The sequence below is a fragment of the Heliomarina sp. genome (assembly GCF_052826185.1).
Map to the genome: position 1 here is coordinate 302,132 of NZ_JBRBUI010000045.1, position 20,618 is coordinate 322,749.

At 61.1% G+C, this 20,618-nt stretch carries 19 protein-coding genes; 8 read left to right on the top strand and 11 right to left on the bottom strand.

All coding sequences use genetic code 11. The features are described 5' to 3' along the window. Positions 1–135 precede the first annotated feature (135 nt). The 4 genes from ACU0FH_RS13710 (at position 136) to ACU0FH_RS13725 (ending at position 4,029) form a co-directional block, all read left to right on the top strand. Positions 136–369, top strand: coding sequence for a hypothetical protein (locus tag ACU0FH_RS13710; protein ID WP_446195200.1), 234 nt, complete (start codon positions 136–138; stop codon positions 367–369). Positions 370–558: 189 nt separating this feature from the next. Continuing rightward, complete coding sequence (locus tag ACU0FH_RS13715) at positions 559–2,712, top strand: malate synthase G (protein WP_446195201.1); 2,154 nt, start codon at positions 559–561, stop codon at positions 2,710–2,712. 33 nt (positions 2,713–2,745) lie between these two features. Continuing rightward, positions 2,746–3,171 carry a GlcG/HbpS family heme-binding protein gene (locus ACU0FH_RS13720; protein ID WP_446195202.1) on the top strand — a complete coding sequence of 142 codons (426 nt, stop codon included), beginning with the start codon at positions 2,746–2,748 and terminating at the stop codon, positions 3,169–3,171. A 78-nt stretch (positions 3,172–3,249) separates the two neighbouring features. Further along, on the top strand, positions 3,250–4,029 hold the full coding sequence (locus ACU0FH_RS13725; protein ID WP_446195203.1) for a gamma-glutamyl-gamma-aminobutyrate hydrolase family protein: 780 nt from the start codon (positions 3,250–3,252) through the stop codon (positions 4,027–4,029). A gap of 100 nt (positions 4,030–4,129) precedes the next feature. On the opposite strand, the gene ACU0FH_RS13730 is transcribed toward ACU0FH_RS13725, so the two are convergent. The 5 genes from ACU0FH_RS13730 to ACU0FH_RS13750 all read right to left on the bottom strand — a co-directional run bounded on the left by ACU0FH_RS13730 (position 4,130) and on the right by ACU0FH_RS13750 (position 8,879). Continuing rightward, positions 4,130–4,774, bottom strand: a complete 645-nt coding sequence (locus tag ACU0FH_RS13730; protein WP_446195204.1) for an aspartate/glutamate racemase family protein — start codon at positions 4,772–4,774, stop codon at positions 4,130–4,132. Next, entirely contained in the window at positions 4,774–5,610 is an 837-nt protein-coding gene (locus tag ACU0FH_RS13735; RefSeq protein ID WP_446195205.1) for an ABC transporter permease, read from the bottom strand. Before ACU0FH_RS13735 ends, ACU0FH_RS13730 begins: the two co-directional genes overlap by 1 nt. A 3-nt stretch (positions 5,611–5,613) precedes the next feature. Continuing rightward, a complete protein-coding gene (locus ACU0FH_RS13740; protein ID WP_446195611.1) occupies positions 5,614–6,462 on the bottom strand; it encodes an ABC transporter permease in 849 nt (282 codons plus the stop codon). Positions 6,463–6,610: 148 nt separating this feature from the next. Further along, complete coding sequence (locus ACU0FH_RS13745) at positions 6,611–7,876, bottom strand: ABC transporter substrate-binding protein (protein ID WP_238369264.1); 1,266 nt, start codon at positions 7,874–7,876, stop codon at positions 6,611–6,613. A 28-nt stretch (positions 7,877–7,904) separates the two neighbouring features. After that, on the bottom strand, positions 7,905–8,879 hold the full coding sequence (locus ACU0FH_RS13750; RefSeq protein WP_446195206.1) for an ABC transporter ATP-binding protein: 975 nt from the start codon (positions 8,877–8,879) through the stop codon (positions 7,905–7,907). A gap of 239 nt (positions 8,880–9,118) precedes the next feature. Between ACU0FH_RS13750 and ACU0FH_RS13755 the strand changes: the two genes are divergently transcribed. Both ACU0FH_RS13755 and ACU0FH_RS13760 read left to right on the top strand, forming a co-directional pair. Continuing rightward, positions 9,119–9,805: a GntR family transcriptional regulator gene (locus ACU0FH_RS13755; RefSeq protein WP_088633291.1), complete on the top strand. Its 687-nt coding sequence runs from the start codon at positions 9,119–9,121 to the stop codon at positions 9,803–9,805. Continuing rightward, the gene (locus ACU0FH_RS13760) at positions 9,802–10,638 is read left to right on the top strand and encodes a GNAT family N-acetyltransferase (protein WP_446195207.1); all 837 of its coding nucleotides are present in this window, start codon (positions 9,802–9,804) and stop codon (positions 10,636–10,638) included. The genes ACU0FH_RS13755 and ACU0FH_RS13760 overlap by 4 nt, the downstream gene beginning before the upstream one ends. A 20-nt stretch (positions 10,639–10,658) precedes the next feature. Here the strand turns inward: ACU0FH_RS13760 and ACU0FH_RS13765 are convergent, their stop codons facing one another. Both ACU0FH_RS13765 and ACU0FH_RS13770 read right to left on the bottom strand, forming a co-directional pair. Beyond that, positions 10,659–12,899: a molybdopterin cofactor-binding domain-containing protein gene (locus ACU0FH_RS13765; protein WP_446195208.1), complete on the bottom strand. Its 2,241-nt coding sequence runs from the start codon at positions 12,897–12,899 to the stop codon at positions 10,659–10,661. 4 nt (positions 12,900–12,903) lie between these two features. After that, positions 12,904–13,368: a (2Fe-2S)-binding protein gene (locus ACU0FH_RS13770; protein WP_446195209.1), complete on the bottom strand. Its 465-nt coding sequence runs from the start codon at positions 13,366–13,368 to the stop codon at positions 12,904–12,906. Between the two features lie 111 nt (positions 13,369–13,479). Between ACU0FH_RS13770 and ACU0FH_RS13775 the strand changes: the two genes are divergently transcribed. Together ACU0FH_RS13775 and ACU0FH_RS13780 are read left to right on the top strand one after the other, a co-directional pair. Continuing rightward, complete coding sequence (locus ACU0FH_RS13775) at positions 13,480–14,064, top strand: TetR/AcrR family transcriptional regulator (RefSeq protein WP_446195210.1); 585 nt, start codon at positions 13,480–13,482, stop codon at positions 14,062–14,064. Between the two features lie 119 nt (positions 14,065–14,183). After that, positions 14,184–15,464 carry a DUF3422 family protein gene (locus tag ACU0FH_RS13780; RefSeq protein WP_446195211.1) on the top strand — a complete coding sequence of 427 codons (1,281 nt, stop codon included), beginning with the start codon at positions 14,184–14,186 and terminating at the stop codon, positions 15,462–15,464. Here the strand turns inward: ACU0FH_RS13780 and ACU0FH_RS13785 are convergent. The 4 genes from ACU0FH_RS13785 to ACU0FH_RS13800 form a co-directional block, all read right to left on the bottom strand. Then, positions 15,436–16,473, bottom strand: a complete 1,038-nt coding sequence (locus ACU0FH_RS13785; RefSeq protein WP_446195212.1) for a YeeE/YedE family protein — start codon at positions 16,471–16,473, stop codon at positions 15,436–15,438. The two genes, ACU0FH_RS13780 and ACU0FH_RS13785, sit on opposite strands and share 29 nt — an antisense overlap. Positions 16,474–16,591: 118 nt before the next feature. Continuing rightward, the gene (locus tag ACU0FH_RS13790; protein ID WP_446195213.1) at positions 16,592–17,563 is read right to left on the bottom strand and encodes an ABC transporter permease; all 972 of its coding nucleotides are present in this window, start codon (positions 17,561–17,563) and stop codon (positions 16,592–16,594) included. After that, on the bottom strand, positions 17,556–18,563 hold the full coding sequence (locus ACU0FH_RS13795) for an ABC transporter permease (RefSeq protein ID WP_238369254.1): 1,008 nt from the start codon (positions 18,561–18,563) through the stop codon (positions 17,556–17,558). Before ACU0FH_RS13795 ends, ACU0FH_RS13790 begins: the two co-directional genes overlap by 8 nt. A gap of 127 nt (positions 18,564–18,690) precedes the next feature. Then, on the bottom strand, positions 18,691–20,394 hold the full coding sequence (locus ACU0FH_RS13800) for a peptide ABC transporter substrate-binding protein (RefSeq protein WP_446195215.1): 1,704 nt from the start codon (positions 20,392–20,394) through the stop codon (positions 18,691–18,693). Positions 20,395–20,618: the final 224 nt, after the last annotated feature.

The window sequence follows — 20,618 nt, forward strand, 5'->3', positions numbered from 1 at the left end:
CTCCCTTTGGGGTTATCGGTGGAACTGTTTCCTGTCCCGTTAGTTATTCCTGTAACGCAGGTGCTGCAAGCACGCGCCCTGCCGCGCTGGAACAGCTGATCTGCCCGGCGACAGCTTAAGTGACAGGAGGCAATCATGACCGCTCCCAATACGAATGTCGAAAAGCAAGCCCGCAATCATCGGGGCCCTCTTTGGGGCATCCTGCTATGCTTTGTCTTTGTGGCCGTGCTTACCGTGGGTTGGCTAGTGTTTTACGGGGATGAGGAACCCGGTGACGATGTCGGCACCGATACCAACCCTCAGGTGACGGCACCGGTCGAGCAGACCGCTCCTGCCGGCGATGCGACAACCGCACCCGCAAACGACTGATATTTGGCATACCGAAATCATGGAAAACCCGGCTCAGCCCACGCGCTGACGCCGGGTTTTTCTTGTTCCGTTTGTAACTGCTGCTTGGCCAGATAAAGGTCGAGCTTGTTGCCTATAGGAAACTTATCGCGTTAATTGGCGACATCACGGCCCCGCCGCCCCGTAAAACGCCAGAGGAATTCAAGGAATATGACCCAACGTGAAAACCGACAGGGATTGACTGTCGCGGCTGAACTGGTCGACTTCATCGAAAACAAGGCGCTGCCGGGAACCGGCGTTTCCGCCGAGCAGTTCTGGACCGGGCTGGCCCGCATGGTGGCAGAGCTTGGACCTAAAAACCGCGAGCTGCTTCAAACCCGCGAGGTGATCCAGCAAAAGATCGACGCCTGGCACGTCGAACGTCAGGGCGCGCCCCATGATGCCGAGGCTTACGAGACATTCCTGCGCGATATTGGCTACCTGCTGCCCGAGGGCGAAGATTTCACCATCGAAACGACGAATACCGATCCCGAAATCGCTACGACCCCCGGACCGCAGTTGGTGGTGCCGATCACCAACGCACGTTTCGCGCTGAACGCGGCGAATGCACGCTGGGGGTCGCTCTATGATGCGCTCTACGGCACCGATGCGCTGGGCGATCTGCCCAAGGCTGGGGGATACGACGCCGAGCGCGGCGAGAGGGTCATCGCCTGGGGGCGGAGCTTTCTTGACGATGCGGTGCCGCTGGCCGACGGTTCGTGGTCCGATGTCACCGCGCTCTCCGTGGATGACGGTCAGTTGCAGGTCGCATCCGGCGACAAGACGCAGGCGCTGAAGGATACCGGTCAATTCGCGGGCTACACGGGGGACGCTAATGCGCCGACCTCTGTCCTGCTCAGCAACAACGGCCTGCATGTCGCCATCGAAATCGATGCCGACCATCCGATCGGCAAGACCGACAAGGCGCATATCTCTGATATATCGCTGGAATCCGCCGTCTCGACGATCATGGACTGCGAGGATTCCGTGGCCTGCGTCGATGCCGAGGACAAGGTGCTTGCCTATGCCAACTGGCTCGGGCTGATGAAAGGCGATCTTGAGGAAAGCTTTGACAAGGGCGGCAAGACGGTCACCCGCAAACTGGCCAGCGACAAGAGCTTTACCACGACGACCGGTGACAGCCTGACCCTCAAGGGGCGCTCCCTGATGCTGGTGCGCAATGTCGGCCACCTGATGACCAACCCGGCGGTGATCGACAGCGAAGGGCGCGAAATTGGCGAAGGTCTGATGGACGCGCTCTGCACAGTGATGATCGCAATGCATGATCTCGGGCGCGACGGTGGCAATTCCACCAAGGGGTCGGTCTATGTTGTCAAACCCAAGATGCACGGGCCGGAAGAGGTCGCCTTCTCCGTCGAGATTTTCGATATGGTGGAGGACATCCTTGGTCTGCCGCGCAATACGGTCAAGATCGGCATCATGGACGAGGAACGCCGCACCTCGGTCAACCTTAAGGAATGTATCCGCGAAGCGCGCCAGCGGGTGGCCTTTATCAACACCGGCTTCCTCGACCGTACTGGGGACGAGATTCATACCTCGATGGAGGCCGGACCGATGCTGCCCAAGGGCGAGATGAAATCCACCCCGTGGATCGCCTCTTATGAGGATCGCAACGTCGATATCGGTCTCGCCTGCGGTTTGCAGGGCAAGGCCCAGATCGGCAAGGGGATGTGGGCGATGCCCGACCGCATGGCCGAGATGCTGGATGCCAAAATCGGCCATCCGAAATCCGGTGCCACCTGCGCATGGGTGCCATCGCCAACGGCGGCGACCCTGCATGCCACCCATTACCACAAGGTGGATGTGATGGCGCGTCAGGATGAGCTGCGCGCAGGTGGCGCACGCGGCAGCCTTTCCGATCTGCTGACCATCCCGGTCATGCACGGGCGCAACCTGTCGGATGAGCAGATCAGCCAGGAGATCGAGAACAATGCGCAAGGTATCCTCGGCTACGTGGTGCGCTGGGTCGATCAAGGCATCGGCTGCTCCAAGGTGCCCGACATCCATGATGTGGGCCTGATGGAAGACCGCGCCACCTGCCGTATCTCGAGTCAGGCGCTGGCGAACTGGCTGCATCACGGCGTGGTCGAAGAGACCCGCGTGATGGAAGCGATGCAGAAAATGGCGGCCGTCGTGGATCGTCAGAACGCGGATGATCCCGTCTATCAGCCGATGGCACCCGATTTCGACGGCATTGCCTTTCAGGCCGCCTGCGATCTGGTTTTCAAGGGCCGCATTCAGCCCTCGGGTTATACCGAACCGGTTCTGCATGCGCGACGCCTTGAGCTCAAGGCGTCTGACTAGAACCCGCTGACAGAATTTCCGAAGGAACCCGATATGACTATCTCCCTGCGCAAGGCGCGTACCATGATCCGCAAAGCTCTCGAGCACGGAAAGGCCAATAACATGAAACCGCTCTCTGCGGTGGTTCTCGATGCGGGCGGCCACGTCATCGCTTTCGAGCGCGAAGACGGCGCGTCGCCGGGCCGCTTTGCCATCGCCCATGGCAAGGCCTATGGCTCGGTGATGCTTGGCATGGCCGGCACCGCCCAGCGGGACCGGGCCGAGCAGCAGGCCTATTTCATGGGCGCGGTCAACGGGCTCTTCGGCGGTCAACTGGTCCCGGTGCCGGGCGGCCTTCTGGTGCGCGACCGCAAAGGGGCCGTCGTCGGCGCGCTGGGCGTGACCGGGGATACCTCGGAAAACGATGCGGCTGCCGGATTGGCAGGCATCGAGGCGGCCGGGCTCACCGGCGAGGCATGATCCCGTCACCGCCCCCTTGTTGCAAGGGCGGTGCTCTCCCTATACATAGGCAAGGCTAACTCACAAGCAGGCAAGGCTATGTCCCGTCCCGTCATCGGTATCATCGGTAATGTCCATCTCCTGAACGACCAGTACCCGGTCCACGCGGGTGGCCAGATGAACTCAACCGCCGTGGCACGGGTGGCAAACGGACTTCCACTGCTTATCCCTGCCGACCCGGCCCTCGTATCGGTCGAGGACCTGATGGAGAGCTGCGACGGCTTCGTCCTGACCGGGGGCCGTGCCAATGTCCACCCCGAGGAATACGGTGAACCGCCTACCGAGGCGCACGGGGCTTTCGACCGCGCCCGCGATGCGATCGTGCTGCCGCTGGTGCGGGCGTGCGTCGAACGCGGCCAGCCTTTCCTCGGCATCTGTCGGGGCTTTCAGGAAGTGAACGTCGCGATGGGCGGCACGCTCTACCCGGAAATTCGCGAACTCCCGGGCCGCAGCAATCACCGCATGCCGCCCGATGGCACGCTCGAGGAAAAATTTGCCCTCCGGCACGAGGTCACACTGACCGAAAACGGACCCTTCCACCAGCTGTTCGGCGCGCCCAAGGTGATGACGAACACACTGCACGGGCAGGGGATCAAGACCGCCGGTTCCCGTATCGTGATCGATGGCCATGCGCCCGACGGCACTCCCGAAGCGATCTACGTCAGGGATGCGCCGGGCTTCACCCTCGCCGTGCAGTGGCACCCGGAATGGAATGCCGCGGATGACCCGGTCTCGCGCCCGCTCTTCACGGCCTTCGGAGCCGCCGCCCGTGCCTGGGCGGACTCCAAACACCGCCATCCCCTGCCGAAATCGGCTTGAGCTGGCTCAATCCCCTTTTCCTCTTGCGACAAATACTCCGGGGGAGACGCCCGCCCGGGCGTCGGGGGCAGCGCCCCTATTCGGCTGCCCGACCGCAAGCCTACCCCGCCAGATGTGCCGCCTGCGCCAAAACGGCGGCAGCAGCGACCCCGTCGATCAGCACCATGCTGGTCCGCGCCGCGAGATCCGCGCGCAGCGGGGCCATTCCGGCACAGCCGAGTATCACCGCCTCGGCGCCATCCTCATCACGGGCGCGCAGAATCTCCTCGGCCAGGCGCGCGCGGGCTTCCTCGCTCCCACGGTCAATCTCAAGCACCGGCAGCCCGCTGGCGCGGATCGAGGCGCAATCGCCGGAGAATCCCGATCGCTCGATATTCCCGCGGATCACAGGGAGTGACACCGGCACCGACGTGACGACGGAAAACCGGCGCCCCATGATTTCGGCCATCAGGTAACTCGCCTGACCGATCCCAAGGACCGGGCAGTCCGACTCATCGCGCGCCTCGTTGAGCCCCGTGTCATCGAAACAGGCGATCACGATCGCATCGGCCTCTCGCGCTCGCCGGACAAGCGACAGAACCCCGGGCAGCGCAAGCTCGCCATCTGCCGCCCCCTCGATGGCCGCCGGCGCGCCGCAATTGGTCAGCCCGGTGATATCCGCTTCCGGCAAAGTTCGGCGCGCCACGGCAGTGACCGCATCCGTCATGGCCTGTGTCGAATTGGGGTTGATGAACACCAGCCGCATCAGACACCCTTGCCCGCGTCCGACCCAAGCCGCGCCCGCCGTTTGCCCACCACCCAGGCGCTGATCAGAAAGATCCCGATGATGGCAAAGGAAAACAGCGTCGTCAGCGTCCCCAGCGCATAGATTACCGGTGAAGTCACGTTTGTGGTCATGCCGAAAACTTCAAGCGGCAGGGTATTGTAGCTCCCCGAGGTCAGCAGCGTCCGCGCGAATTCATCATAAGACAGCGTGAACCCGAATAGTGCCACCCCGATCAGCGAGGGCGCGATGATCGGCAGCACCACGTGCCGGATCGTCTGCCAGGCGGTCGCGCCCTGATCCCGGGCCGCTTCCTCGAAACTCTTGTCGAACCGGTTGAACACCGCGAACATGATCAAAAGCCCAAAGGGCAGGGTCCATGTCAGCTGCGCCCCGAAACCGCTCGTCGCCCAGTGCACGCGCAACCCCAGCTGGTTGAAGATCAGCCCGATTCCGAGCGAAATCAGGATCGACGGGATCACCAGCGAGGTGATCGCGACGTAGAACAGCAGCCCCGAGCCGTAAAATCGTTTGCGAAAGGCCAGCCCCGCCATCACCGACACGACCACCGTCGTCACCATGACCATCAGCCCCAGCAGAAGACTGCGCCGGAACGCCCCCCATATATCGCCCACCGCCTGTTCCTGAAACAGGTCACGGAACCAGTGGAACGAGGCCCCGCGCATCGGGAACGTCAGTCCGCCCTGAGGTCCCTGGAAGCTGAGGATCGCAATGGTGATCGTCGGCCCGTAAAGAAACAGGACGAAAAGGACGAAAAACGCGGCAAGGAACCAGAAACTCAGCGGACGCTTTTCCATGACTTAAAGCTCCTTCCGGATATTCACAAAGCGCAGCAGGATCCCGATCACCATCAGCACCGTGATCAGCAGGATCACAGCCGTCGCTGCCGCCGACGGGTATTGCAGCAAGCTGATATCGTTGGAAATCAATCGGCCCACATTGGCCCGTTGCGAACCGGACATGAACCGCACCGTGATGAAATCGCCCATCACCAGAGTCACCACGAAAATCGTGCCGATCATGATGCCGGGCTTGGTCAGCGGCAGGATCACATGCACGAGGCTCTGGAACCCGCTCGCCCCGTTGTCGCGCGCCGCTTCCAGCAAGACCGGGTCGATCCGCATCATCGTGTTAAAGATTGGCACCACCATGAACAGCGTATAGAGATGCACAAAGGCAAGGATCACCGAAAAATCTGAATAGAGCAGCCATTCCAGCGGCTGGTCGATCAGCCCCCAGTCGATCAGCGTCGAGTTGGCGATGCCATTACGCCCGAGAAACGGAATCCAGGAAATCATGCGGATGATATTCGAGGTCCAGAACGGGATCGTGCAGAGCAGGAACAGGGCGATCTGCATCGACTGGCTGCGCACGTGAAAGGCAAGGAAATAGGCCACGGTGAAACCGATCGCCAGCGTCAGCGCCCATGTGATTACGGCATATTTGAACGTGGCGAAAAACACCCGGTAGGTCACGTCCGACCCGAACAGGAAGGCGTAATTGTCGAACTGGAAATCCGGGTAGATCGAGAATTCAGTTGCTCCCCAGAAACTGACGATCACGATCATCACGATGGGGGCCAGCAAGAAGAAAACCAGCACCAGCGCCAGTGGCATGGCCTGTAGCCAGCCGACAAGGCCGGCGCCCATGCTCTTGCGGTGCGGGGCGTCAACCGGTCCCGGCAAAGCCAACTCGCGCGTGACCTCCGTCATCTGACGGGCCTCCTTTTCCTCTTGCATGAAATACTCTCGGGGGGTGCGGGGGGCCGACAGCCCCCCGCTTGTTTCTACGAAACGATCACGCCGCGATGAATTCGTTCCACTTGCGCACCATGTACTGGTTTTCGTCCATCACCGCGTTCCAGCAGGCCACGGCGCCCATGCGCTCCTCAAAGGAGCCGCCGTCGCGGGTCTCGCCGGCTTCCGCCAGCTTGTCGCCGGTGGGGGAGGTGATGATATCGGTGGCTTCCTTGCCTTCGAACCAGTAGCCCCACTCATTCTCGCTCATGAAGTCCTTCGAGGTTTCCGGCACGGCCGAGTAATAGCCCTGGCGCATCAGGTAGCCGCCGACCCAGCCCGAGAGATACCAGTTGATGTATTCATAGGCCGCGTCCAGTTCGATCCCCGACAGCGACGAAGACAGGCCGATACCGCCGCCCCAGCTCCGGTAGCCTTCTTTCAGCGGCTGGTAGACGCAGGGAATGCCACGTGATTTGACCGCCGTTATCGCGGGCGACCACATGGACTGGATCACGACTTCGCCGCTTGCCATCAGGTTCACGGATTCGTCGAAGGTCTTCCAGAAGGCGCGGAACTGACCGTTCTGCTTGGCCTCGGTAAAGATCGCAAAGGTCTTGTCGATTTCTTCGCGGGTCATGTTGCCCTTGTCGCCATACTGGATCTCGCCCATGGCTTCGCAGACCATCGCCATGTCCATGATCCCGATCGACGAAATGTCGAGGATAGAGGCCTTGCCCTTGAATTCCGGGTTCAGCAGTTCAGCCCATGTATCGATGGGGCGGCCGATCAGGTCGGGGCGGATGCCAAGCGTGTCGGCGTTGTAGATCGTCGGGATGAGGGTCATCCAGTTGGTCTGTTCATCCGCAAAGGTTTTTGCGCCCGGCTCCGGGATAAAGCCCACGGTGTGCGGCGCGGTGCCCTGTGCAATCTCGCTTTCGGGCGTTAGCTTGCCGGATTTGAAAATGCCGACGATCTTGTCGTAGTTCTTGATCTTGCTGACATCCATCGCCTGCAGGTTGCCGGTCGGCCAGACCTTCTTGCAGATCCAGTACTCGATGTCGGCGATGTCGAAACTGTCGGGCTGCGTCGCCGCGCGCTGGGTCACGCTGTCGGAATCGAGCGCGGTCATTTCCAGCGTGAAACCAAGGTCTTCCTTCACCTTTTGCGCCACGTCGTTCAGGTTGGACACGCCGGTGCCGAACTGGCGCAGGGTGACGTCCTTGATTTCCTGTGCCCAGACCATCGGAGCGGGAAAGGCTGTTGCGGCAGCGGTTGCGACGCCGCCTTTCAGGATCGTGCGACGGCTGTATCTCATCTTGGACATTTTCATACTTCCCTTGTTGGATTGAAAATCATGCTTGGAGGCGGTGCAGCCGCCCCTCGTCCCAGGCAAGCGTCACCGCATCGCCGGGGGATTTTGGTGCCTTGAAAAAGGACTCTTCCGGAAGGATCGCAAAGACCTCTTCTCCGGCCTCGGTCCGGGCCAGAAGCGATACCGTCGCGCCCTGGTATTCGACCGTGGTGACGGTTGCCGGCAAACCGGTTTCGCCAAGACGGACATCGTCGGCCCGCAGCGCGACCTTGCCGCCGTTCAGCGAGATGACATTGTGACCGCCCATGAAACGCGCCACGAATTCGGTGCGCGGGGCGTTGAACACGTCCCGCGGGGTGCCGGCCTGCTCGATGACCGCATTGTTCATCACCACGACCTCGTCGGCGAGGGCGAGCGCCTCGTCCTGACCGTGGGTGACGTGAATAAAGATGATGCCCAGCTCGCGCTGGAGCTTTTTCAGCTCGGTGCGCATCTGGATGCGCAGGAACGGGTCAAGCGCCGAAAGCGGTTCGTCCAGAAGCAGCACCTTGGGTTTGGTGATCAGCGCGCGGGCAAGGGCCACGCGCTGCTGCTGGCCGCCCGACAGCTGCGCGGGCTGTCGATCACCAAAGGCCGACATTTGCACGAGATCCAGCAGGTCGTTGGCCTGTTTGTGGCGGGTTTCTCTGTCGACGCCCTTCATGCGCAGCGAAAAGGCCACGTTGTCGCGCACCGACAGATGCGGGAAAAGCGCGTAATTCTGGAACATCATCGCGGTGCCGCGCTGGGCAGGGGACAGGCTGGAGACGTCGGAGCCGTCCAGCACGATTGACCCCTCGCTCACGCTTTCATGTCCGGCGATCATGCGGAGCGTCGAGGATTTGCCGCAGCCCGAAGGCCCCAGCAGACAGACATAGCTGCCCGGCGAAAAGACATGGTTGATGTCGCGCACGGCCACGGTGTCGCCGTAGCGTTTGGTCAGGTGCACCAGTTCAAGATCGTATCCCGTGCGCATGTTCGCCTCCAACGGTCGATGTGCGCTCAGCTTGTCGTGCCACGGGCAAGGAGGTCAGAAGAATCGCGCAGAAACGGCGGCGGAATCTGCCCCTGCACAAGTATTCACCGTTCTCGCCTATCGTGTGCACGAAATTTGCAACTTTATTGTATACAATTATGGCGACGACCGCTGCTCCGGCTATTGCGGTTGCCCTCATTTCGCCGTGAGAGCAGAATCGTCCGCGACTGGAGACTGTTATGAACGAGTTGCAATCAAAGCCGGGAACAGCCGATGCCGTGGCCGCGGATCTTGAACGGGCGATCCACGAACACCGTCTGCCGCCGGGTACGAAACTGGGTGAGGACGAATTGGGAGAGGTCTATGGCATCAGCCGGACCACTGTACGCGCTGCCCTGCAAAGCCTTGGTCATCGCCATCTGGTGCAGCACAAGCGCAACCGGGGCGCCTTTGTCGCGCAGCCGACCGTGCGTGAAGCGCGGGAGGTCTTTGAGGCGCGCTCGCTTTTGGAACCCCGCACTGCGCATTCTGCCTGTAAACGGATGACCGATGACAATATCCGCGCGCTTCAGGCGCATATCGACGCTGAACACGCGGCGCTTGATGCCGGAGAGAGCGGGCGCGCGCTGTACCTGTCGGGACGGTTTCACATCGAGATCGCCCGCATGGCGGACCAGTCAACTATCGAAACGATGATCTCGGAACTGGTGTCGCGATCTTCGCTTATCATCGCGCTTTATTGGCAGCGCCGTGCTGCGCTGTGTGAAAGTCAGGCGCATCATGCGCTGATCTCGGCATTTGCGGATCGCGACGCGGAACTGGCCGAAGAACTGATGAAGAACCACCTGCTCGATCTCGTGACCTCGCTGGACCTTCGCAACAGCAGTTCCATACCGGGTACGCTGAAAGAGGCGCTTGCGAAATGAGTGGTTTCCTCCTGCGCACCGCATTCGCCGAGGAAATGCCAGAGATATTGAACTGGGCGGCGGCGGAGGGGTGGAACCCCGGTCTTGGCGACGCGACAGCCTTTTATGCGACCGACCCTGACGGGTTCTTTGTTGCCGAGAAAGAGGGGCGGCCCGTCGCTGCGATTTCAGTGGTGAACCATTCGGACGATTTCGCCTTTCTGGGGTTGTACCTCTGCTTGCCCGAGCATCGCGGCAAGGGGATCGCCTTTGCGCTCTGGGAACATGCCCTGAAACATGCAGGTGAGCGTGTGGTCGGGCTTGATGGTGTCGCGGCGCAAGAGGCGAATTACACCCGGTCCGGGTTTCAGCGCAGCGGCGCAACGACGCGCTACGAGGGGCGGTTGACGGCCAGAGCCTCGACTCTGGTGCGCTCGGCCCGGACCGACGATGCCGAAGCAATCGCCGCGCTCGACTTGGCGGCGAACGGGTACGCAAGAGACACGTTTCTGACGGTCTGGTGCGCGCCCGATAGCTCTCGGAAAACGCTTGTACTGTGCGAAAGCGACAGCACCGTCGGCTTTGTTACTGCGAGAAAATGCCGAGACGGCGTCAAGCTTGGTCCGATCATCGCGCCTGACGCGGCGCGCGGCCTTGCTCTTGCGCGCGCGGCGATGGTGGCCGTGCCCGGTGAACATGTCATCATTGATCTGCCCGCCCAGAGCAAGGCATTCGCCGCCCTGCTTGTCGAACTGGGGTTCGAACCCGGATTCGAAACGGCCCGCATGTATCGCGGCACGGCCCCACAAAACGGCGCCAGCCTGCAGGCTATTGCGACAATGGAACTGGGCTGACCTTCAGACCCGCCCGAGTGTCAGGCCAGAAGGTCGAATTCCTTCGACAGGGGCAGGGAGCGCGCCCGTTTGCCTGTCAGGTCGAACAAGGCATTCCCGAGCGCAGGCATCGACGGGGGCGTTCCCGGTTCTCCGACACCGCCCAGATAGGGGTTGGTTTCCAGAATGCGGGTTTCGATTTCTGGCGTGTTATGCAGGCGCAGCGCATCGTAGTCCGGAAAATTGAACTGTTCGACCTCGCCACCGGCAAAAGTGATCTCACCAAAGCAGGCGGCAGAGAGACCGTAGATCAGCCCGCTTTCCATCTGTGCTTTGATGATGGACGGATCAAGCGCGGTGCCAACATCACAAGCGATCCAGGCCTTGCGGATGCGGATGGTGCCGTCTTCGTCCACGACTTCGATCACCTCGGCGACGGGGGTGCCGAAACTATAGGTAAAAGCGACGCCACGTCCGACCCCATCGGGTGTCTTGCCGGTCCAGCCCGACATCTCGCGCACCGCTTCGAGGCAGCCGACGGACGGCGCGTGCACGCCCTGTGCCAACTCAATCCGGAAATCGAGCGGGTCGCGACCGGCGGCATGGGCCAGTTCGTCGATGAAGGTTTCATGGAAGAAGGCGTTGTGCGAATTCCCGACCGAGCGCCAGGATCCGACCGGTACCGCGAGATCGGTCAGATAGCCGCGAATGCGGTAGTTCGGGATGCCATAGGGCTGGTTGAATGCACCCTCGACATGCACCTTGTCCGGTCCCATTGGCGAAATGCCCGCATAGCGCTTGAGCGACTGGCCCATCACCGACTGCGCCGCGATCTGACCGTCAAGCAGCACTGCGCGGCCATCTTTTACCGCGCCGCGGAAACGGCCGATGGCACCGGGGCGATAGAAATCGTGGCGCATGTCTTCCTCGCGCGACCATGTGAGTTGAACCGGCGTGCCTTTCATGTGGGTGGCAAGGAGTGTGGCGTAGGAGGCAAAATCAAGCTCAGCCCGGCGTCCGAAACCGCCGCCCATCAGCGTGGTGTGGATGCGGACGTTTTCCTGTTCGATCCCGGCCAGTTCGGCGCATTTCCTCTGCTGGAAAATCGGGTCCTGATTGCCGCACCAGACATCAAGCGCGATCCCATCATGCAGCGCGGTCGCGTTCATCGGCTCCATCGTGGCGTGGGCAAGGTAAGGCACGCGGTATTCGGCGGTCAGTTCGGTGGCGCCATCGGGCAGGGTTTCCGCATCCCCGTCATCGCGCATCGCGGAGTTGGGTTTTTCGTCGAAGCTGCGCGCGATGGCGTCAAAGAGCTGATCCGTCTCGGGCGGGTAGGGCGCGTCTTCCCAGTCGATCTCGACCATATTGAGCGCCTGCTGCGCGAGCCATGTATTGTTTGCGACTACGGCCACGGCATTCCCAAGATCTACCACCTTTTCGACACCGGGCATGGCTTCGGCGGCGCTGGCGTCGAACCCTTTCATGCCGCCGCCAAGGCGTGGATTGGCGCGCAGGGCTGCGAATTTCATCCCCGGAAGGCGGGTGTCGATGCCGAACTGCGCCGTGCCGGTGGATTTGCCGACCACGTCGATGCGAGGCGTCGATTTGCCGAGATAACGCCACTCGCTCGGGTCACGCAGGGTCACGTCCGAGGGCGTAATTCCGGCGGCGTCTTCGGCCAGCTCACTATAGGTAAAGCGGCTACCGTCGGGAGCGATCACAATGCCGTTCTCGGTCTTCAGTTCATCGCGGGACAGGCCAAGCCGGTTCGCGGCGGCCTGTTTCAGGGTTTCACGAGCGGCGGCACCGGTTTCACGCATCCGCACGAACCCATCCTTCATGGAACTGGACCCGCCGGTCAGCTGTAGATCGACCAGACGGCCGATACGGCCAAGCGCGCCGCCCACGCTGTGGAGGAAGGCCGAGGTGTCATAGCCCTTGCCGGGCAGGGCTTCGCCCAGCATGGCCGAATTGTAATAGGCCTTGCCCGCCGGACCGTGAAGCACGCGCACGTCTTCCAGCGCCACGTCCAATTCCTCCGCGATGAGCGCCGCCCATGTGGTGTGAACGCCTTGGCCCATCTCGGCGCGGGGCGCGATCAGGGTAACGCCCTCGGCATCTATCAGGATGAATGGGTTCAGCGCGGTCTGGCCGGTTAAGGGCTTCAGCGGGTTCGGGGCGGGCTGGTTGATCTTGTAGGCGCCGAAAGCGACGCCGCCAAAGATGGCAGCAGACCCGATGAGAAAGGAGCGGCGGGCGATTTTACCGATGCGCGACATGGGCCTAAACCTCCTTCATCTTGGCAGAGGCGGCGTGTATCGCGGCCCGGATGCGGGGATAGGTGCCGCAGCGACAGAGGTTGCCCTGCATGGCAAGGTCAATGTCCTCATCCGAGGGTGAGTCATTCTCGGCCAGAAGCGCGGCGGCCTGCATGATCTGACCCGACTGGCAGTAGCCGCATTGCGCGACCTGATGTTCGACCCACGCGGCCTGAATTACGGCCATTGTTTCGGGCGTGCCCAGACCTTCAATGGTGGTGACATCGCCCCAGACATCGCCGAGCGCGACCTGACAGCTGCGTACGGCGGTGTCGCCGATGTGCACGGTGCAGGCGCCACAAGCCGCGACGCCGCAGCCGTATTTCGTGCCGGTCAGGCCGATTTCGTCGCGCAGGACCCAGAGCAGGGGAACATCCTCTGGCAGGTCGACATCATGTGTCTTACCGTTGATCTTGAGAGAAGTGGACATGGCTGCTTGTATCCTTTGCATTGGCTTCGATACGTTCGCTTTTGACAAAATGGACTATAAGTGTCAGGGTGTCAATTGACAAAAATGGATAGAAGTGTCAGGCAGTCTCCCATGAACGACATGGGTACAGATCACAGGCAAACAAGTATCCTGCTTGGCGCATGGAATACCTTTGCCGCCTATGGGTACAAGAAGACCTCGATGGACGATATTGCGCGCGCGGCGGGCATGTCGCGGCCCGCGCTTTACCTGCATTACCGCAACAAGGAAGACATCTTTCGGTCGCTGACCGAGCATTTCTATGAGGTGACGGCGCAGGAACTGGAAGCGGCGCTGGCAGGAGGTGGTAGCGTCGCCGAACGGATCAGCGCCGCCTTTGCCGCGCAGGGCGGCCAGCTGATGAAGGACATGCTGACCTCACCCCATGGGCGCGAATTGCTGGAATCGGGCAAGTCCATTTCGAACGAAGTCGCCCTTGCCGGAGAAGCGCGGCTGAAAACGATCTATGCCGAATGGCTGCGCGACGAAGATCGGGCCGGACGGGTGCAGCTTTCCGCCGAGGCGGAAAGCGTTGCCGCGACGATCACCGCCGCGCTCAAGGGGCTCAAGATGGTGACGATCGATTACCCGGCCTACCAGCAAAGCCTTGCGAATCTGGCAGCCCTGTTCGGAGCGGGGCTTACCCGCAGAGATTGAAGGTGTCGAGGTATCACGACGGGGCTGTATACCGTTGTATTCCGTTAACTACATGATATAAAACATTAAGTTTGCGTTCTGGTCGCCCTCGGATAAGGTGACAGGGAAAGGACGCAAAGATGCCCCCCATCGACGATCATCCTTTACGCTATCAACTGGCCAATGAGCTGCACGCGCGGCCCTTTCCGATCATGTCGGCGCCGTCCTCGGTAGTTTTTCTTGCGATCAAGCGGCGCGAAAATGCGGTGGCGCGGGACCGGGCGGCCGATCTCGCCCATCTGACTGATCTTCTCGACCGGCACGGGGTGGCGCATCCGCAGCCCGGTGCGATCCATTATTCCGGCCAGATCGGGCGGCACGTGCTCAAGTGGGAGCAGCACACCGAGTTCGTGACCTATTCGGTTCTGGTTGACGGGCCGCGCGACCGGGCCTTTGATCCGGTTGATTTCTCGGTCTTTCCCAAGGACTGGCTCGACAATGCGCCGGGGGAGCGGATCACCTCGATCAACATGCATATTATGCCGATGATGGAGGAGCGGGCGATAGAGGCGTCGCTGACTAACTGGTTCGTTCCCGAAAGCCTCGCCGCATCATATGTGCTGGAACGCGCGGCAATGATCGCGGGCGATTTCCGGATCGATCCGTCGGGCCATATGCGGTTTGCACTGTTCGTCGACCCGGAGACAGGTGACCGGCGCATCGGTCGTATCGTCCAGCGGCTTTGCGAGATCGAAACCTACAAGTCGATGTCGATGCTTGGGTTTTCTCGGGCACGTCACCTGTCGGGGCAAATCGGCGAGATGGAAAAGCGCCTGACGGAGCTTATGGTGGCAATGACAGAGGAAAGAAGCGAGCCGGAGAATACCCTGCACAGCCTATTGTCGGTCTCGGCTGAGGTTGAAACGCTTTCTGCCACGTCTTCTTTTCGGTTCGGGGCGACGGGGGCTTATGAGGCGCTAGTGAACCAGCGGATCGCGTCGCTGCGCGAAACCCGGTTTCGCGGGCGTCAGACCTTTCAGGAATTCATGATGCGGCGGTATGAGCCTGCCATGCGGACGGTAAAATCGACCGAACGCCGGATCTCGGCCCTGTCAGAACGGGCGATCCGCACCGGTGATTTGCTGCGGACCCGTGTCGATGTGGAGCGCAGTGCCCAGAACCAGGCGCTCTTGGCGAGCATGGACAGGCGGGCCGATTTGCAACTGCGCTTGCAGCATACGGTCGAAGGGCTGTCGGTGGTGGCGATCAGCTATTACGCCGTCTCGCTGGTGTCCTACCTGCTGTATCCGCTGGCTAATGCGACCGGGATCAGCAAGCCCATGCTGACGGCAGTGCTGACAATTCCGGTCGTATTGCTGGTCTGGTGGATGGTCAGGCGGGTGCGGGCGCGGCTCGACTGAGCAGCGCATTGGTTGCCAGGCCCCCAAACGCGATCGAGAGAATGGCGAGGATCGCCGCAAAGCTGAGCGTCGGAACGCCCGAGAGGCCAGCGCCAAGGGTGCAGCCACCGGCGAGAACCCCGCCAAAGCCCATCATCGCGCCGCCCGTCAGGTAGCGGCCTGTCTGACGCGGCGTGGCAAAGCTCTGCCAGCGAAAGCTGCCAAAGGTAACGGACGACAGGATGGCCCCGATCAGTACACCGCCGACAAGGCCGGGGCCGAAGCTGGCGGAAATGGCGCTGGAGGCTACCACATAGAACAGCGTTTCAGCCGAGGGTAAGGTGAAGGAGAGGCTTTCCATCGCGATGGGTTCGAATTCGTCGAACAGGATGAACCCTGTGCCGACCCATGCCAGCGGAACCAGCAGGCCAAGCAGCGCGGCGAGGACGAGCATCACCGGGACGTTGCCGGATCGGAGTGCCACGAAAAGGCAGACGACAGCGATCAGCCCGGCCCAGAGCAGCCCGCCGCCGGGCAGGGCGGCCAGCGATGTGATCTCGCCCAGCTCAAATGTCATGCTGCCAAGACCCACGCGGAGCGGGGCCAGCACGCCCTTGAGCGTCGCATGGGCGGTGGTGGCAAATACGAGGATCACGGTAAGGGCGCGCAGGTTGCCCGTGCCAGTCAGAACGGTCAGTCGCGAAATACAGCCGCGCGTCAGCACCATGCCGGAACCGAAAAACAACCCGCCCAGAGCAATGGCGAGAACGGGGAGGGAAGGCGAGAGAAACCGATGTTCAGCAAAGCTGATCCAGCCAAGGGCAACTGCTGCTTGCGTGCCAAGCACGGCGACAGCCAGCGCCATCAGCCAGACGCCCATCGCTTCGCGGCGGTCTTCACCGACCAAAGAGCGGCGAAAGCAGAACTTCGTACGTTCGGCCAGAATGCCAAAGAGAAAACCCACCATGAGACCAAGCCAAACGCTTGCCTCGCGGGAGGTTGTTTCGACGAAACCAAGAGATTCAAACATTGGCCAGCTCACGCATCCGGGGTTGGGCCACTCAGATGGCGCAGAACCCGGCAATGATCAAGGGCGTGACGGCAATTGAGGGGCCGCGCCGCAGGTGAATACGGCGGCGCGGCTGATTTCAGCGTCCGCGAATGCGCGGGTCGAGCGCGTCGCGCAGACCATCGCCAAGATAGTTGACGCTCAGCACGGTGAGCGAGATCGCCATGCCCGGCCAGAAAACACGCGACGGGTACTGCTGCAGATAGTCGGTCGCATCGAACAGCAGCCGGCCCCAAGTGGGGAAGTCGGGCGGAAAACCGAGACCAAGGAAGGACAGGGCCGATTCCGTGATGATCGCGTTGGCAATGCCCAACGTGGCGGAAACCATGATCGGCGACAGCACGTTCGGCAGGATATGCCGGGTGATCATCTTGGCATTGGTCGTCCCGATGGAGCGCGCAGCTAGAACGAACTCGCGCTCTTTCAACGCCAGAACATCGCCGCGCACGATCCGCGCCGTCGGCATCCAGCTTGTCACGCCGATGGCGCAGACAATCAGGATGAATATCCCCTGTTCCGTTCCAAAGGTCGCGTTCAGCGGCTCGCGGAACAGCAGCATCATGACCAGCAGCAGCGGCAAGAGCGGAAGGGCAAGGAACAGGTCGGTCAGGCGCATCAGTGGGCTGTCGAGCTTTCTGAAGAACCCGGCCACCACGCCGACGAAAGACCCGAGGAAGAGCGCCAGCAGCATGGCGGCAATACCCACCGCCACGGACGTCCGCCCCCCCGCCATCATGCGGGCAAACATGTCGCGGCCCAGCTGGTCAGTGCCAAAGGGATGCGCGAGACTCATGCCCTGATTACGGTCCCGTATATTGGGCAGCGTGGGATCAAGCGTCCAGAAAAGCGGTCCGAGGAACACGGTGAGCACAATGACGAGAAAGATGATCCCGCCCGCCATGGCGCCCTTGTGGTGCTTGAATTGGTCCCAGACATCGGCCCACTGGCTGCGCGGTGGCTTGTCGATCTTGAGCGGACCGGCTGCGCCGGGGAGGGCTTCGGAGGCCGGGGTGAGGCCTTCGTCGGGTACGAGACGGTCACGATCAGTCATAGCGGATCCTCGGGTCAAGGATGCCGTAGAGTACATCGGCAATCAGGTTGAAGATCACGATCAGCGCGGCAAAGATGAAGGTCAGCGTCTGCACCATCGGCAGGTCGTTGGCCTGGATCGCGGTGATCAGCAGCTGGCCAATCCCGTTCACCTTGAACACCTGCTCGGTGATGATCGCGCCGCCAAAGATGGCAGGCACGCCAAGCGCGATGACGGTGACCACCGGGATCATCGAGTTGCGCAGCACATGCACCATCACTACCGCGTATTCGCCAAGCCCCTTGGCGCGGGCGGTGCGTACGTAATCCTGATTGAGGTTGTCGAGCATCGAGGCACGCATGAAGCGGCTGGTCTGGGCGGTGATCTGAAGCGCCAGTACCATCACCGGCATGATCATCTGGCGGAGCTGTTCGACAAAGCTTTCCCAGCTGTTCACCACATGGGTCGTGTCATAGATCGACGGGAACCAGCCAAGCTGGACCGAGAAGATCACGATCACCAGAACACCCGAGAAGAACGGCGGCACGGAAAAGCCGATCATCGACACGAAAGTCCCGGCCTGATCGAACCACGAATACTGGCGGTAGGCGGAATAGATGCCGATCGGAATGGCGATCAGCGTGGCGACCACATAGGCGGTGCCGACGACCCAGAGCGTCTGGGGAATACGCTGAACCACGATGTCCATCACCGGCGAGCGGGTCTGCCACGAGATCACGCGGAGTTTGCCTTCGGTCAGGTTGGTGCCAAAGACATTGTCTATGAGAACCTGCGGTTCGATCCAAAAGAACTGGACGATCCACTTCCAGTAACGAACCGGTATCGGTTCACCGAGGCCAAGCGCCTCGCGCATCTGTTGTTTTACTTCGGGGGGGACGGTCAGGGGCACCTGGGCCATCGGATCGCCCGGTGCAAGTTCGAGAAGGAGAAAGATGACAAGGCTGATGAACAGCAGAGTCGGAATCGCCAGTACCAAACGTCGTATGGTGAAAGTCAGCATCAACGGCGCCTATGAGAGAGTAAGGTTTTCAGCCTGTTTTCCGCTGCTGTGAAAAATCAGGGGCCGAAATGAGCGGTATATTGGTGTGGCCCCGGCGCGTGAAACGCCGGGGCCCCGCGTCAGGCGATCAGGAGCCTTCTGCGCGATACCAGTCTGCAACGTTCCAAAGCTCGCTGTCCCAGACGTTCAGGACAACGCCGCCAAGTGTGTTGGCATGTGCGGAAAGACGTCCACGGTGAACCAGCGGGATCATGCCGCCCTGTTCGATCACGATGTCGTTGAGCTTCTTGGCGATCTCGGCGCGTGCCTCGGTGCCTGCCGTCTGCGACAGTTCCTTGTGCAGCGCGTCATACTCTTCACTGCAGAAGCGCGAGATGTTCTCGCCCTGCCACTGACTTGCAGGCGTCGGGGCCTTGTCGCAGAGCGCGTTGCCCAGATAGGACTGCGGGTCGGTGCCGTTGAAGGTGTTGGCATACATCTCAACGTCGGCATAGAACTTCTGGAAGGTATCCGGGGAACCCGGGTCGCCACCGAAGAAGACCGAAGAGTTGACGTTGCGCAGTTCGGATTCGATGCCGATCTCGCTCCACCACTGCTTGATCAGCGCCTGGAAGTCCTGACGGACGGCGTTGGTCGAGGTCTGGTAGAGGATCTTGAGCGGTACACCGTCCTTTTCACGAACGCCGTCGCCGTCGGTATCGACGATTCCGGCATCATCCAGCATCTTCTTGGCGCCTTCGATGTCCTGGGTCGAGCAGTCGAAGGTGGTCGATGCATAAACTTCCGGCGCCGGTACCCAGTTGCAGGTCACCTTGCCTGCCTGACCGTAACCGACTTCGACCAGCAGCGGACGGTCGATTGCCAGCGACATTGCCTTGTAGACGGCGGGGTCCGACAGGAACGGATGCGGGCGGATCACCGAACGCTCATCCGGCCCGAGCGACGGGTCGGGGTTCGTGTTGTTCAGCATGATCCGTTCCATCAGCGGGCCAAAGCCTGCAACCGGAACGCCTTTACCGCCTGCTTCCATCTGCGCGATGACGTCGGGCGCAAGCTGGAGGTTCCAGGCATAGTCGAATTCGCCGGTTTCCATGACCGCACGACCGGCTGCCGTCGCATCGCCGCCACCTTTGAAGGTCACGGTCGCAAAGGCCGGCTTATCCGGATGACGGAAATTCGGGTTCGCCGAAAGCGTGATCACGTCATTAGGGCGGAATTCGTCGACGACGAACGGGCCCGTTCCGATCGGGTTGAAGTTTGCTTCGGTGCACTCCGGGGCTTTCGCGCCAACGCAGTCGGCGAATTGCGCTGCCTGAATAATCGGGCTTTCGCCACCGACGAACGGGCCATAGGGGAATGGCGTCGGACCCGAGAAGGTCACTTTGACGGTCAGATCGTCAACGGCTTCGATGGATTCGACATTTTCGAATTTCGTGACCTGCGCGCAGCCGCCTTCGGGGTGCATGCAGTAATCAGCGGTGAACTTCACGTCTTTCGAGGTGAAGGGCGTACCGTCGGACCATGTAATACCAGGGGTGATCTTCCAGGTGATGGTCGTCAGGTCTTCGCTCACGCCGCCGTTTTCAACGGTAGGAATCTCGTCGACCAGCCAAGGGGTCAGCGTGCCTTTTTCGTCATAGCGCGCAAGCGGTTCGATAACGATGCTCGAAGCTTCGACATCCTTGGTGCCACCCGACAGGAACGGGTTCAAAATCGACGGCGCCTGCCAATAGATGATGCTGACGTTGCCGTCCGATCCCCGTTCGGCAATTGCGCCCTGGGCCATGCCCATGCTTGCAATTGCTCCTAACAAAAGGGCTTTTCTTTTCATTTTACACTCCTTGCTGGACACATACGTGCCTCGTTTTTTCCGCTTAGCCTGCGGATACAGACGCTCCGAACGGGATCTAATGTATTGAAAAACGACCAAACAATCCTTTGATCGCTAACTTTACCCAGCCCCCCGTTCGGATATCAAACTATCGAAACAGAGTTTGAAAAAATTGCAAGCCTTGCCTTGGGTCACCCAGCGAGAGGGTTTGACAGTTGCCAATG